Origin of the sequence: Pustulibacterium marinum (assembly GCF_900116665.1) — a bacterium.
Taxonomy (GTDB): Bacteria; Bacteroidota; Bacteroidia; order Flavobacteriales; family Flavobacteriaceae; genus Pustulibacterium; species Pustulibacterium marinum.
In genome coordinates this window covers 708,713-724,448 of record NZ_FPBK01000001.1, presented here as the reverse complement: position 1 = coordinate 724,448, position 15,736 = coordinate 708,713, and the positions used below count along the sequence as shown (strand labels likewise).

General features: G+C 35.5%; 11 protein-coding genes and 2 tRNA genes. 3 read left to right on the top strand and 10 right to left on the bottom strand.

The window, feature by feature from the left end; genetic code table 11:
- Positions 1 to 8: 8 nt before the first annotated feature.
- Positions 9 to 3,836, bottom strand: coding sequence for a type IX secretion system sortase PorU (gene porU, locus BM383_RS03135; RefSeq protein ID WP_093022866.1), 3,828 nt, complete (start codon positions 3,834 to 3,836; stop codon positions 9 to 11).
- A gap of 218 nt (positions 3,837 to 4,054) precedes the next feature.
- On the opposite strand from porU, the gene gldJ reads away from it, so the two are divergent.
- Together gldJ and BM383_RS03125 are read left to right on the top strand one after the other, a co-directional pair.
- Positions 4,055 to 5,728: a gliding motility lipoprotein GldJ gene (gldJ, locus tag BM383_RS03130; RefSeq protein WP_093022864.1), complete on the top strand. Its 1,674-nt coding sequence runs from the start codon at positions 4,055 to 4,057 to the stop codon at positions 5,726 to 5,728.
- A gap of 94 nt (positions 5,729 to 5,822) precedes the next feature.
- Positions 5,823 to 7,106: a UDP-N-acetylmuramoyl-tripeptide--D-alanyl-D-alanine ligase gene (locus BM383_RS03125; RefSeq protein ID WP_093022862.1), complete on the top strand. Its 1,284-nt coding sequence runs from the start codon at positions 5,823 to 5,825 to the stop codon at positions 7,104 to 7,106.
- 36 nt (positions 7,107 to 7,142) lie between these two features.
- Here BM383_RS03125 and BM383_RS03120 read toward each other — a convergent pair.
- From BM383_RS03120 to BM383_RS03080, 9 genes are all read right to left on the bottom strand, one after another.
- Positions 7,143 to 7,217: transfer RNA gene (locus BM383_RS03120), tRNA-Val, on the bottom strand.
- Positions 7,218 to 7,251: 34 nt separating this feature from the next.
- Positions 7,252 to 7,326, bottom strand: a tRNA-Val gene (locus tag BM383_RS03115).
- Positions 7,327 to 7,394: 68 nt separating this feature from the next.
- Positions 7,395 to 8,609 (bottom strand): bifunctional folylpolyglutamate synthase/dihydrofolate synthase, encoded by a 1,215-nt coding sequence (locus tag BM383_RS03110; protein ID WP_093022860.1) that lies wholly within the window; start codon positions 8,607 to 8,609, stop codon positions 7,395 to 7,397.
- Between the two features lie 18 nt (positions 8,610 to 8,627).
- A complete protein-coding gene (locus BM383_RS03105; RefSeq protein WP_093022858.1) occupies positions 8,628 to 9,470 on the bottom strand; it encodes an energy transducer TonB in 843 nt (280 codons plus the stop codon).
- Positions 9,471 to 9,477: 7 nt separating this feature from the next.
- A complete protein-coding gene (locus BM383_RS03100; protein ID WP_093022856.1) occupies positions 9,478 to 9,864 on the bottom strand; it encodes an ExbD/TolR family protein in 387 nt (128 codons plus the stop codon).
- Between the two features lie 8 nt (positions 9,865 to 9,872).
- Entirely contained in the window at positions 9,873 to 10,568 is a 696-nt protein-coding gene (locus tag BM383_RS03095; protein WP_093022854.1) for a MotA/TolQ/ExbB proton channel family protein, read from the bottom strand.
- A 179-nt stretch (positions 10,569 to 10,747) separates the two neighbouring features.
- Positions 10,748 to 12,106: a sodium:proton antiporter NhaD gene (nhaD, locus tag BM383_RS03090; RefSeq protein ID WP_093022852.1), complete on the bottom strand. Its 1,359-nt coding sequence runs from the start codon at positions 12,104 to 12,106 to the stop codon at positions 10,748 to 10,750.
- Between the two features lie 27 nt (positions 12,107 to 12,133).
- A complete protein-coding gene (locus BM383_RS03085) occupies positions 12,134 to 13,360 on the bottom strand; it encodes a Glu/Leu/Phe/Val dehydrogenase dimerization domain-containing protein (RefSeq protein ID WP_093022850.1) in 1,227 nt (408 codons plus the stop codon).
- A gap of 63 nt (positions 13,361 to 13,423) precedes the next feature.
- Complete coding sequence (locus tag BM383_RS03080; RefSeq protein WP_093022848.1) at positions 13,424 to 14,482, bottom strand: anhydro-N-acetylmuramic acid kinase; 1,059 nt, start codon at positions 14,480 to 14,482, stop codon at positions 13,424 to 13,426.
- 96 nt (positions 14,483 to 14,578) lie between these two features.
- On the opposite strand from BM383_RS03080, the gene BM383_RS03075 reads away from it, so the two are divergent.
- Positions 14,579 to 15,721 carry an acyl-CoA dehydrogenase gene (locus BM383_RS03075; protein ID WP_093022846.1) on the top strand — a complete coding sequence of 381 codons (1,143 nt, stop codon included), beginning with the start codon at positions 14,579 to 14,581 and terminating at the stop codon, positions 15,719 to 15,721.
- Positions 15,722 to 15,736 lie beyond the last annotated feature (15 nt).

The window sequence follows — 15,736 nt, the reverse complement described above, 5'->3', positions numbered from 1 at the left end:
AGTTATAATTAGAGTATGACAAGTTTTTCATACTTTTCTGCCTTCTTGTTAGATAACGTAGATTTTACCGTAATCTTATATACATAAACTCCTTTTCCTATTTTATCTCCAAAATCATCTCTTCCGTCCCACGTAATTTCTCTTGATAAATATCCTTCCGTAGTAATGGTTTGGTTATGCGTCCAGACTATTTTACCAGAAACTGTAAAAACCTGAACTTGTACATCTAATGGTTCAAAAGGCTTGTTATGCTGAAACCAAAACTCAGTATAGCTTACAAAAGGATTTGGGTAATTTAAAACTTTTTCCAGTTTCATTTCGTCATCATCCACAACCAAAAACTGAATCTCTGCAGTAGAAGAATTATTATAAGTATCCCATGCTTTGAAAGTAATTGTATGCAAGCCTGGCTCCAAATCACTAAAAGGATAATTAACAGCTCCACTTGTATACACATCTGTATCTGCTTCATAATAATCATTCATCACATACGGATTGGTTTCATCTCCATCGAGTATTGCAACAATATCGTGACCTATTCCACTTGATGTATTAATCCCATTTTCGTCTTCTAGGAATGCTAGAAAAATAGGTGCTTGATTGGTCATTCCTCCATAAATAAAGTTTTCATCATTCATGTACAGCGTTATTTCGGGACCTTCGTTATCTGCAGGTGCGTTTTCATTTAATCCTCCAACTAAAATATCTGTATTATACCCTGTTTGATCTTCCGATTTATCATCTTTATACGCATAGAAACTAACCCTACCTTCATCCACAGGAATCAATGCATCTCTTGGAACTACAAAGTTAAACTCAAATTCACCGTTGGTTACAGTAGCTTTTCCACGAAACAACACTTCACCCAAGGTTTCAAAATCCATAGTAACCAAGGTATTATCCACTTGAACACCATCATTCCCCAAGGTTGTTCTTTCAATATTCTTATCATAAACCGTTGCAAAAACAGTTCCGTTATACTCATTCAAAAGTACATCGTTTGCATTGGTTATATTTCCTGAAAGCTTTACTGTACTCAGTGCTTTAAGCGTATCTACAGATTGAGAAACAGGAATATCATTTATATGTGTAAGATTTATTTTTGGTTTTGGAATAGCTAGCTTTAAAGCTGGATCCCCAATAAAATGGATCAAACGCTTTTGAGCCCCGGAAGCCAAGTCTATTTTTGCTAAGCGAACAGATTCTGCCATACTCGTAAAATCGTCGGAATTATAGGAATATAGATATTCAGCAAATACAGGATTGTAATTAATTCCGTTTGTAATATAAATCTCTCTTGTGGTAGCTACCAACGCAATAGCTCCTCCTGATGGATTTAAAAACATGTACTCTCCTCCGGTAGTCAACTCAGGATTATCGAACCTAGTAAAATCACATGTAATAGTAATGAATAGTGGGTATTTGTTTTCGTTATCTAATTCTTGAATATCTGTTGACTGAAAAAGACGCTCACTAGATAAACCTTCCTCTCCTCCATGTCCAAAATAATTCATGGAAAGCACACCCATTTTTATTTTATCTAACAATTCTTCCTTGGCATCTGGATATCTTTCTCCGCCAGAAGAAGATTGCTGTATATAGGCATCCTCATAAATTTTTTCTACATTAAACGAAGGTCTGTTGGTAGCAATTTCCTGACTTACGGCATCTAAATCAAATTGAAAATACACATCTGTACTATCATCTCCGTCATCAGAAATTTGGATTACATTGTTTCTCCATCTCCCCATAGCCTCCTCACTACGGTATGCTACTATTTTATCTACCATTTCTGTAGCTTCTTGTAGATCGCGCGCAATAATTCTACCTACGGCAACATCCAAAAGATCATTGCTCATATCACCTTCTGTAGCATCCATCATTCCATAAAAATCATCGGTAGCGTATGAAGTTGCCAAACTAAAACTTTGCACATTGTGATAAAGCGGAACAAAATTGGTATTATTACTAATTCTATCTTTATAATCATAGGAGCCATCACCAAAAAGACACACATATTTTAATCTATCATCTGCTGAAGATGCATTGTCATACACGTACTTAATAAGATTACGAATCGCAGCAATATCTTGATTTCCCGTACTAAACTCGCTATAGATTTCATCTAAAGTAACTACCCTCACATTCAAACCTGAGTCATTTTCATGAAAGCTTGCCAATCGGTTTGCCTGCGACACAAATTCCTGAGGTGTTACGATAATGTAATCTACACTTTCTGAACCTCCAGAAGCATTTTGAAAAATAGTACCTTTTAAATTTTGATTTGCAACAGTTTTATCAGAGGAATTAATTCCCGGCACATAAAAATCGTTATCATCTACTACAACATATTTTCTGGATGAACCCAACTGAACCTTAAACGAAAAATCGCTTGCATTATCATCATTTTCATAGGTAGTTACGCTGTACATATCCGTAACATCCCAAACTTCATCTATACCAGATGCATCTGAAAAACTATATGCTCCGACATTAAACAAGTTTGCAGCATCTTCTCTTGTAAAAGGATATTGCGAATTCCTTCCTTTTAATAGTCGTTTTGAACTTATTAATAAATAGTCCAAGTAGCAAAGTGAAGATGGATTACCAGCATTATTATAACTCAGAGTAACATCTAGCTCTTCCGAAGATAAACTTGCATTATAAGAACCTACTCCTCCTGTCATTAAAGTTACAGCACTAGAAGTCCCACTTAAGTTCAAACTTCCTATGGATTGCCCATTTGCAGAAACCGCCATAGAAGTACCAACGCTAGAAACAGCCACAGCAGAAACATATACGTTTACATCTTCGGAACTATCCAAATCCTCTAAATCAAAAGAAAAAGTTTGTTCGTTTTCTACATTAAAAATTTCACCATACCATCTTCTTCCTACTTTAATAGGGCTATACTCATCAACTTCATGAAATTGATAATCGTCATAATTTGTAAATGTATAACTAGGTGATGCTGCAGGCTGCGTTGCTACTTGAATTCTATTCCCATAGTCACCACCATATGTAATATAGTAGTAAGCAATATCTGTATACACATTATTGCTTGTATTACTTTCTTCATTCCATTGATCTACTCCAGTTGCATAAAACAGAACATAATCTGCAGCATCAAAACTCCCATCACTTTCCCCTCTTACCTTTATAGACAATTCAGGAAGATCATAATATGACGTATTTCCATTTCGCAAGGGAAGCATTTCACCACCATAACCATAAATTTTTAGAGTTCTTGGATCTATTTGAGAAACATTTATACCCAATGATGACAAGAAAGACTTATCAATTTTGTAAACCCCAGATTCCTGAACATAAAATTTAAACCAATTTCCAGTTGCCAACACTGAATTACCTACTTCCGGAACATCAAACAGGCGTTGTGCACTCGCAGCATAAGAATAGTTGAAAGTTACCGAGGTCACTCTTTTATAAACACCTTGATCATATATATAAGGTGAAAATTGCAAAATACTGTAAAACTTACCTCTTGCCTTTGTAGTTTCTATAATTCCATCAATAGAATTTTGAAGACCGTCTATAGATAAATCATACAAATTACTTTTGGAGACTGTTTCATAATTAATATTTGAAATCGTTACCGAGGTTTCATCTATATATTGATTATCTTTCCATTGTGTACGATATATTAAAACACCGTCTTCAAAATCAAAATTAACATCGGTGGCATTAGGAATTCTTACGGAACCGGACTCATTCACCAATTCCTTATATCCATCCCAATCAAAAGTCACTACTTTCTGTTGTGCTTTTACATTTAAAAGGATAGCGAAAAATAAAATTAAGGGTAAAGCGTTCTTCATTTACAAATAAACGTTGTAACAAGTATAATCGTATCGCAAAGATTAAAATAATTATAAAAATCACCATCAATAAAATAATAATAATGCAACCAATACGTTAATCAAAACACATTACAACAATAATTTAAAGTGAACCATCATATTTTTTTTAAAAAAATTGATTATTTATACTTAATTATTATCTTGCGAACGTTTTTTGATAACCCTAATTCAATTACATGAGAATGCGATCTATTAAATTTCTTTTAACCGCCTTGGTTATTTCTTCGGCTTTTGTGAGCTGTAAAAAATCAGGAGGAGGAACGGATGTTTCCAGAGGTACCGGCTGGAACATAAATGACAAAGACGGAGGTTTTCAGTACAACACAAGCTATACTGAACAAGAAGCCGCTCCAGGACTTGTTTTTGTTGAAGGAGGAACTTTTACCATGGGTAAAGTTCAGGATGATGTAATGCATGACTGGAACAACAGTCCAAATCAGCAACACGTTCAATCTTTCTACATGGACGAAACCGAGGTTACCAACATTATGTACTTGGAGTACTTAGATTGGATTAAAAGAGTTTTTCCACCAAGTAATGAGAACTACAAAAACATCTATATAGGAGCTTTACCAGATACATTAGTTTGGAGAAGCCCACTTGGATTTAACGAAAACATGACCAACAACTACTTAAGACACCCTTCTTATGCAGAATATCCTGTAGTTGGTGTTAACTGGATTCAGGCAACAGAATTCGCTAAGTGGAGAACAGATCGTGTTAACGAAAAATCTCTTGTTGATGAAGGCTACATAGATCGTACTGTTATGAGCAACAAATCAGAAGACGGTGAGAGCCCTGGAATGTTCAGTACAGAAACATATCTTAACAATCCAACCTCTACTTACAATGGAGCTATCGATTCTTTACAAGGTAGAAAACAAAACAAAAAAGATTCTGTAAGTGTTTTTGCAGGAAGAGAAACAGGAGCCATTTACCCAGAATACAGACTTCCTACCGAAGCTGAATGGGAGTACGCAGCATCTTCTTTAAACGGACAGAGAGAATACAATAATATTAGAGGTAGAAAAAAATACCCTTGGTCTGGTGAATACACTAGAACTGGAGACAGAAAAACTAGAGGTGATCAATTAGCAAACTTCAAACAAGGTAAAGGTGATTACGGCGGAATCGCTGGATGGTCTGATGACCGCGCAGATATCACCAATGAAGTAAAATCTTACCCACCGAATGACTTTGGTCTTTATGACATGGCTGGTAACGTTGCTGAATGGGTAGCTGATATTTACCGTCCTATAGTTGACGATCAAGCAAATGACTTCAACTACTATCGTGGTAACGTGTATACCAAACCAAAAATTGGAGAAGACGGTAAAGTTGTAGTAGTTACAGCAGAAACTGCTCAATACGATACTCTTGTAGATGGTAAAATCGTTGCAAGAACTTTACCTGGAGAAATTGCTACTGAACCTGTTGGAGAAGAGCAAACTTACTTGAGAACAAACTACAACAAAGCAGACAACAGAGACTATAGAGATGGTGATCCACAATCAACCAGATTCTTTGATAGATTTAGTGATGATAACAATCCTACTGCAGAAGAGAAAAATAAGTTCGGAATGTACAACTCTCCTCAAGGAGTAGTTTCAGCTGATTCAACAGGTCTAGTTAGACAATATGACCAATCAAACAGCAGAACTACTTTGATTGATAATCATGCAAGAGTATACAAAGGAGGTTCTTGGAAAGATAGAGCTTACTGGCTAGATCCTGCGCAACGTAGATACTACCCTGAATATATGGCCACAAACTACATCGGATTTAGATGTGCAATGTCTAAAGTTGGAGCTAAATCAACCAACGGTGGAAGAAAAACAAAAGCAGACTAAATAATCTTAAAGATTATAACATAATTCATAAAAAGCTCTGAGTAATTTCAGAGCTTTTTTATTTTTACATATATCGAGATTAATTTACGTAAACATGAATATTGAAAAACTTCACCAACTATTCTTAGAAAGCTCAGGAGTTACCACGGACACTAGAAACATCAAGAATAACAACATTTTCTTCGCCCTAAAAGGCGAAAACTTCAATGGGAATACTTTCACCCAAGAAGCCTTAAATCAAGGCGCTAAAGCTGTTATTATTGACGAAGAATCATATTACTTAAATGAAGAAACCACAATAGTAGTAGAAGATGTATTAAAAACACTTCAAAAACTTGCCAATTATCATAGAAACCAATGCAACGCTACTATTATTTCATTAACAGGAAGTAACGGAAAAACCACCACCAAAGAATTGATTTTCCATGCTCTCAAAGAGAATTATAATACCATTGCTACCCAAGGAAATCTAAACAACCACATTGGAGTTCCCTTAAGTCTTTTACAAATTAAAGAAGACACACAGTTCGCTATTATAGAAATGGGAGCCAATCATCAAAAAGAAATAGAATTTCTATGCAGTATAGCTGAACCAGATTACGGGTATATCACCAATTTTGGGAAAGCACACCTTGAAGGATTCGGTGGTTTCGAAGGTGTCATCAAAGGAAAAAGTGAACTCTACACTTATCTTACATCTAACAACAAAACTATATTTTACAACTACGACGATAAAATTCAACGTGAAAAACTAAGTAGTTACCATAAAACATTTTCGTTTAGTTTATCCAACGAATCAGAAGCCGATATTCAAATTGAAACCTCGATAGAAAACGAATTTATTCAAGCTAATTTTCAGGATTCAAAAATTACATCCAATTTAATTGGCTTCTATAACAGCACAAATATTGCCGTAGCTATCACAATAGCAAATTATTTCAATGTTCCTTTAGACCAAATAAAACAAGGAATTGAAAATTATGCCCCCACAAATAATAGATCTCAGATAATTCAACAGAATTCTAACAAAATCATTCTAGACGCTTACAACGCCAATCCCACAAGCATGCAAGCTGCACTGAATAATTTTGACAAAACCGCAGGAAAAGAGAAGTATGTTATTATTGGAGACATGCTAGAACTAGGAAATGAAGCATCGAAAGAACATCAAGAAATCATAAACATCACTAAAGGCTTTCATTTCAACAAAACGATCACATTAGGAAAAATTTTCTATAATTGCGATGGACAAACTGAAAAATTTGAAGATTTTGAAGGCTTAAAGAAATACATAAGTCAGCTAAATATCAAAAACAGCATTATCCTCATCAAAGGATCACGAGGGATGAAAATGGAAAGACTTTTGGAAATTTTATAAATAAAAAAAACCTCAACAAATGTTGAGGTTTTTTTGTGGGCCCTACTGGATTCGAACCAGTGACCCCCTGCTTGTAAGGCAGGTGCTCTGAACCAACTGAGCTAAGAGCCCGAATAAACAATAAAGAGAAAGATTTTCATTTTTGTGGGCCCTACTGGATTCGAACCAGTGACCCCCTGCTTGTAAGGCAGGTGCTCTGAACCAACTGAGCTAAGAGCCCTTATTGCTTATTGCGGATGCAAATATATAACAGTTTTTAAATCTCGCAAAAAATAAAATAGCTTTTTTTTAAATTATTTCAGCAACTACAAAAGTACTACCTCCCACATATATGAAATCATTCTTCTTAGCAGATTGAAATGCAGTATTATATGCCAATTCCACCGAAGAAAAACTTTTTCCAATTAAATTAAAATTTTCTGCTACATTTTTTAAATATTCTGCATCCAATCCTCTCGGAACATTTGGACAAGCGAAATAATAGGTTGCTTCAACTGGAAATAACGGCAAAATTCCTTCCAGCTTCTTATCTTTTACAAAACCCAAAACTAAATGCAACGTATTATAATTTTCTTTTTTCAATTGATTTGTAATGATCGACAAACCATCTTTATTATGAGCTGTGTCACAAACAACCTTCGGGCTTTCATTTAAAATTTGCCATCTACCCAAAAGCCCTGTATTGTTTACCACATTCAATAATCCATTCTTAATAGAACTATCGTTTATAAGAAAAGACTTCTTCAATACATTTACAGTAGCTAAGACTCCCTTGATATTCATTTCCTGATAAACTCCTTTTAAATCGCTCTTAAGACCAGTAGTTAGAGTCTCTGAGGCAATTATGATTGGAGCGTTATTTTCATTTGCTATCCTTTTAAAAACAGGCTCAGTTTCTCTTTGGTATTCACTAACAACTACAGGAACATTTGGTTTGATAATTCCTGCCTTTTCTGCTGCAATTTTCTCTAGCGTATCACCCAGAATATCCATATGATCAAAACCGATATTCGTAATAAGCGAAACTAAAGGAGTAATAATATTAGTTGAATCTAAACGTCCTCCTAAACCTACTTCTATTATAGCTACATCTACTTCTTGATTGGCAAAATAGTCAAACGCCATACCCACAGTCATTTCGAAAAACGACAATTGATTTACCTCAAAAAAACTTTTGTGATTCTCTACAAAGCGAATTACCTCTTCTTCTGAAATACTAATTCCATTAATCTTTATCCGCTCTCTAAAATCTTTTAAATGTGGTGATGTGTACAACCCAACTTTATATCCTGCTTCCTGTAATATTGAAGCTAGCATATGACTAGACGAACCTTTCCCATTGGTACCAGCCACATGAACACTTTTAAACTTTGTATGTGGATTACCTAAATGAGCAGATAAATTTAAAATATTATCAAGCTTATGCTTTAAGGCAGAAGCACCCTGCATTTGATACATTGGCAATTGATTGAATAGCCAATGCAATGTTTCTGAATAATTCATAAATAGAAAATAAGGATATTACTCCCCTAATCTGAAGTTTACAACAATAAAACCTACCTGCTGTGCTGGAGCTTTACTATCTGATGGCCATTTGTAAGTTAATGCCGTTTGCTTTGCTGGCTCAAGGAGACATGGATTATTATTGGTAGTACCTTTAACTCCCGGCGTAGCTTTGACTACATTACCAGCTCTGTTTACCACAATTTGAACTACCACCGTACCCGATTCATTACAATCTTGAACCACTTTACCATTGGTTGGCCTTCCTCTACCATTCAAACCCCAACCGCGGCCACCGCCGCTACCAGTGCCAGGTGCGCCATAATAACTTGCAGCATATGGATCTCCATTTTCCTGGCCTTTATCTCCTGCCTCCGTTCCATCGCCTTCACTTTGACTTGAAGTTCCGTTACTCGTTGGACCGTTTATAATGCTATTTAAAGCATTCGTAGTCTCTTTAGATGGTTTGGGATCTGGTTTTGGCTCAACCTTCTTCGGCTCCTCTTTTAGAGTTTCCTTCGGTTTCTCTATAGGTTTTTCCTTAGGAGTTTCCTTCTCAGTAGGAATCACAGGAGCCTCTACATCTTCACTTGTCAGCACTTCTTCGGTTTCTTCGGGAACCACCTCTTGAGGAGTTGGCGGAGTTGGAGTTGGCTGTGGTTGTGACTTTATTTTTTCTAATGGCTGTACATTTCCACTCCCTTGATCCATGTATCCCAAATTCACAGAAATACCACCGTTTGGAATTGGCGGATCTAAATAACTCATTCCTGCATAAAACATAATAAGCAACAATAGCAACAGCAACACCGTAGTTATTGTAAATGATTTCTTTTCATGTTTTGTGTTTAGAATACTCATGATGCTATTAATTTGGTCTTACTGCCAAGATTACTTTATAACTATTTTGATTTGCGATATCCATTACAGAAACAGCATTTTCAATAGGAACAGATTCTTCTACTCTTAGAATAATAGTAGGTTTATCTTCGGCAGATAATGCATTCATCAATTCTTGTTCCAAATTTTCCGGATCAATCTTTACATCATCTACAAAATAATCAAGATTCTTGTTGATACTTACTGAAACATTCTGTGTGTTGGTAGATTTCCCTCTTGCCTTTGGTAATAACAAATCCAATGCATTTGGAGAATTTGCCGTCAACATAAAAAACACGAGCAGTAAGAAAACAATATCCGTCATAGACGACATACTGAATTCTGGACTTACTTTATTTCTTCCTCTTAACTTCATAAATCAGTTTATACAGGTTCGTTTAATAAGTCTAAGAATTCTACCGCATTTGCTTCCATCTGATGGACTACTTTATCTGTCTTTACAACTAGGTGGTTATAGCCAATGTACGCAACAATACCCACGATAAGACCTGCAACAGTAGTTGTCATAGCCGTATAAATACCATTTGCCAACATACCCATTTCTGCTTGACCTCCACTTGTTGCCATTTCATGGAATGCCAAGATCATTCCTATTACAGTTCCAAGAAATCCAATCATAGGACCTGCTCCCGCAATGGTTGCCAAAACACTTACGTTTTTCTCTAACTTGTACACCTCTAGAGTCCCGGCATTTTCTATGGCTTTATTGATATCTTCCAAAGGCTTACCAATTCTTGAAACTCCTTTCTCTGTTAATCTAGCTACTGGAGAATCTGTATTTGCACATAATACCAATGCTGAGTCAATTTTCCCATTTGAAATATGATCTCTAATTTGATTCATAAAGTTCTTATCGATCTTGGAAGCTGCTTTAATAGCAAATGTTCTTTCAAAATAAATAAACAATGCTATCCCAAGCATTATAAACAGAACGGCAATAATAACAATACTACCAACACCACCATTTACTACTAAATCTATCAATGAAAGTGTTTTTTCTTCAGAAGCGACTTCCTGAGCCATTTCTTCTACAGCAGGATCTTGGAACAATAGAAACATTTAATTTTTTGGTTTAATTAAGTTTATGTTTTGCAATTATAGTTAACTAACGACTATACGTGGTTAAAATTATGGAAAGATATTCAAAATTTAATAAAAAAAAGAATTGTCTTTTGTAGCGATATCACATCTACCACAAATAAGACAATTCTTTTCTAAATTTTATGAAAATCTGAATGTTAGTTCAGAATGAAATTTCGTATCAACATAAATCCTATAGATCCAGAAATAAAACCTACAAATGCTAACCAAGAAATTTTCTTTAGATACCACATAAAGTTGATTTTTTCCATCCCCATAGCCACAACACCAGCAGCAGATCCAATAATCAACATACTACCACCAGTACCAGCTGAATAAGCTATAAAATGCCAAACAGGATCATCTACAGGCACTGAGAACATACCGATACTTGCAGCAACTAACGGCACGTTATCTATCACAGCAGAACCAGCTCCTAGTAACATGACCACTAAATCTGAAACATGTTCGCCCGCAGATTCTGTACCTAACATTGGCATTGAAGTATTCAATACATCAGCAAATTCGAACAACATTCCTAATGATTCTAAAGCTGCTACTGCCAACAAAATACCTAAGAAAAATAAAATACTTGGTAATTCTATTTTAGACAAAGCTCTGTGAACCGGACTGTGATGAGCAGCTGCTTCACTTTCTTTATCTACATGGGAAATACTAATTTTTGTATTACTGTAGAATTCAGCAAAAGTAGCCACAACAGCCAATGCTAACATCATTCCCACATATGGAGGTAAATGTGTTACAGTTTTAAAAATTGGCACAGATACAATTGCAGCTAGTCCTAAATAGAACATTGTAGAAGCATATTTACTACCTGATTCTTCAGTGCTTTCATCCACTTCAACATTTCCAGTGAAAATCTTCATTCTTGAAGCTACAAAAGTTGGCACTGCAAAACATAAGATAGATGGCACCAATACATGCTCAATTAATGAAGGAGCAGAAACTTTATTCGCAATCCACAACATAGTTGTAGTAACATCTCCAATTGGAGACCAAGCTCCACCCGCATTTGCAGCAATAATGATAAGCCCGGCAAACCATAAACGAAGGTCTTTGTCTTTAACCAATTTCTGAAGAATTGTAATTAATACAATGGTTGCAGTTAGGTTATCAATAATGGCTGATAACACAAACGCCATGATAGAGAAAATCCAAAGTAACGTTCTCTTTTTCTTTGTTTTAATAAATGATTTAATGGTTGAAAACCCATTGAAATAATCAATAATCTCAACAATAGTCATAGCTCCTAATAAGAAGACTATGATTTCTGCTGTTTTTCCTAAATGGTGTAGTAAAATCTCGTCAATGTGTGTAGGCTCTAGCTCACGGAGTTCAGTGTTCACTTCAAAAACAGGAAGATGTGCTACACCTATTATAGCCCATAAAACTGCCATCATTATTAAAGCCGGAATTAGCTTATCTACCTTCACACTATGCTCAAAAGCAATACCCAAGTATCCAAGTACGAATACTATAATAATAATTGTTTCCATCCTTTATTTATACTTACTTCTAATTATTTATACTAATTGGTTTAAGGCAATCTCATATGCGGTACTACTAATACCACTTGTTTTGTTACTTTTTTGATATGTTTTTTCTAATGCTTTTTTAATAGTGTTAGATGTATCTTCAAAAATAGCTTCATCTGTCATTGCAACTCTTCGCTCCATAAAATAAGCAAAAACTCTAGCCATTCCACAATTGGAAATGAAATCAGGGATCAAACTAATTTTTTCATCGGTATATTCCATAATCTCACCATAGAAAATTTCCTGATCTGCAAACGGAACATTTGCTCCACAAGATACTACTTCTAAACCAGATGCAATTAAAGAAGCAATTTGATCTTTTGTAATAAGTCGGGAAGCGGCACAAGGCGCAAACACCTCAGCATTCAATTTCCAAACTCGTTCGTTCATTTCTTCAAACGGAATCAAATTATCTGCTTCCAGTGTATTTCCTTTTTTCTTAAGAAACAACTCTTTTATCTCTTCAAAAGTAAAACCTTCTTCATTGATCATTCCTCCAGAAATATCAATAATCCCCACAACTTTCGCTCCCATTTGAGCCAAATAATATGCTGCTGCAGAACCTACATTCCCGAAACCTTGAACAATTGCTTTTTTTCCTTTAACATCACCACCATAAATATCGTAATAATGCTTTACAGCCTCTGCAACGCCAAAACCAGTCACCATATCTGCAACTGTGTACTTTTTGGTAATGTCTGGAGAGTATTGTTCATTTTCAAGCACCTTTATAACTCCATGACGCAATTGCCCTATTCTATTGATCTTATCAGCCTCGGTTGGATGAAAATGTCCGTTAAAAACTCCTTCTTGTGGGTGCCAAACACCACAATCTTCAGTAATCGGAATTACTTCATGGATTTCATCAACATTTAAATCTCCACCGGTTCCATAATAACTTTTTAATAATGGAGAAACCGCTTTGTACCATCTTTCTAATACGCCTTTTTTGCGAGGATCTTTTGGATCAAAGTTGATTCCTGACTTTGCGCCTCCAATTGCAGGACCGGAAACTGTAAATTTAATTTCCATCGTTTTAGCCAAGGAAAGCACCTCGTTCATATCAAGTCCTGCTCTCATTCTAGTTCCTCCACCAGCGGCTCCACCTCTTAAGGAGTTGATTACTGCCCAGCCTTCTGCTTCGGTTTCAGAATCTTTCCAGTTAAATACTATTTCCGGTTGTTTGTTCTCGTATTGATTTATTAGTTCTTTCATTAGTTCTTTTTAGTTGGAAGCAACAAATATATAAAAATGGAGATGTTTTAATTTAAGGATATATTAAGGTTTATAAATATATCCTGAGCTATGGTCATGTTTTGCTCCTGTAACCGACTTTAAACAATTGACTTTGTTACACATACGCAAAACTCCCAAAAATGCAAAAATCAAAGCTTCTTTGAACTCTACAAGTTCATTTTCAGGTAATTCAATCGAAACACCAGCTAATTTTTCAGTACGCTCCATAAGAAAGCTATGATAAGCGCCACCGCCCGTAACCAAAACCGTTTTATTGGGTTGAATTACCTCACTCAACTGAATAGCAACATGCTCTACAAATGTTCTTAAAACATCTTTTTCTACTAATGTGAACTTCTGAATTATGGGTAAAACTTCCGCTTTCACCCATTCTAGCCCCAAGGATTTTGGGGGTGTTTTTTGATAATAAGAAAGTTGATTGAGTTCATTTAAAAGTTCTTCATGTATTTTACCTGTTCTGGCAATTGCACCTCCTTTATCATATTCTTCACCCAATTGACGTGCAAAAACATTCATCACAATATTCACAGGGCAAATATCAAAAGCTATACGGATTTCATTTTCTTGATAAGAAACATTTGCAAAACCACCCAAATTCAAACAAAAATCAAAATTTGAAAATAACAATTGATCTCCTATTGGAACCAAAGGTGCTCCTTGCCCACCCAATTCCACATCTTGAACTCTAAAATTACAGACCACAAGCTCATTGATCAAACTTGCCAATTCTGGCCTATTTCCAATTTGCTTGGTAATACCATTGTGAGGTTCATGAAAAACCGTATGACCATGAGAGCAAACAGCATCAATATCATTTAAAGAAAATTCACTCTTGAATTGATTGATTACTTCAGAAAGATATTTGGTGTACGCTATATCCAATTCTTCCAGTTCTTCAGCAGCAAGCGAAATAGCATTTTCTAATTTTGATTTCCATAAAGAAGAGTAAGCATACGTCCTGGCTTCATAAATATTGAATTTCCAAGTAGCATCTTCATAAATTTCGCAATAGACCAAATCTACTCCATCTAACGAAGTACCAGACATTACACCTACAACCTTGTAATTTATATTTTCCATTTTCACAAAAATAGAAATTGATTATTGAAAATATCACATTTAAAATCTATATTTGAAACAATCTATCAACAATACGTTAATTATATTACAAAACATATGGACTTTTCTTTATCAGAAGAACATTTAATGATACAACAAGCTGCTCGTGATTTTGCAAATAATGTACTGCTTCCGGGCGTGATTGAAAGAGACGAAAAACAACAATTTCCTACTGAGGAAGTGAAACAAATGGGAGAACTTGGTTTTCTAGGAATGATGGTTGATCCCAAATATGGCGGTGGCGGAATGGACACACTTTCCTATGTGATTGCCATGGAAGAACTATCTAAAGTAGACGCTTCTGCATCTGTAGTTATGTCTGTTAATAATTCTTTGGTGTGCTGGGGTCTAGAACATTTTGGAACCGAAGCCCAAAAAGAAAAATACTTAACCAAATTGGCTACTGGAGAAGTTATTGGAGCATTTTGCTTATCGGAACCCGAAGCAGGTAGCGACGCTACTTCACAGAAAACTACTGCCATTGAAAAAGATGATCATTACGTTTTAAACGGAACCAAAAACTGGATCACCAACGGTAGTTCAGCCGATTTCTATTTAGTTATTGCGCAAACATATCCAGAAAAGAAACACAAAGGCATCAATGCTTTTATTGTAGAAAAAGGATGGGAAGGTTTTGAAATTGGACCAAAAGAACAAAAAATGGGAATTCGAGGTTCAGACACGCATTCGTTAATTTTTAACGATGTTAAAGTTCCTAAAGAAAATAGAATTGGAGAAGATGGTTTCGGATTTAAATTCGCCATGAAAACATTAAGCGGTGGAAGAATTGGGATTGCATCGCAAGCTTTGGGAATCGCAGCTGGTGCTTATGAATTGGCCAGAAAATATTCTAAAGAACGAAAATCTTTCGGAACAGAAATTTGTAACCATCAAGCTATTGCTTTCAAACTGGCCGATATGCATACACAAATTGAAGCTGCCCGACATTTGGTTTACAAAGCTGCTTGGGACAAAGATAACGGAAATAATTACGACGTTTCTGGAGCTATGGCAAAACTATATGCTTCTCAAGTTGCTATGGACACCGCAATTGAAGCTGTTCAAATTCACGGTGGAAATGGTTATGTAAAAGAATATCATGTAGAACGTTTGATGCGTGATGCCAAAATCACACAAATTTACGAGGGAACTTCTGAAATTCAGAAAATCGTAATCTCAAGAGGGTTACTTCAGGATTAATTACTGAAAAATACC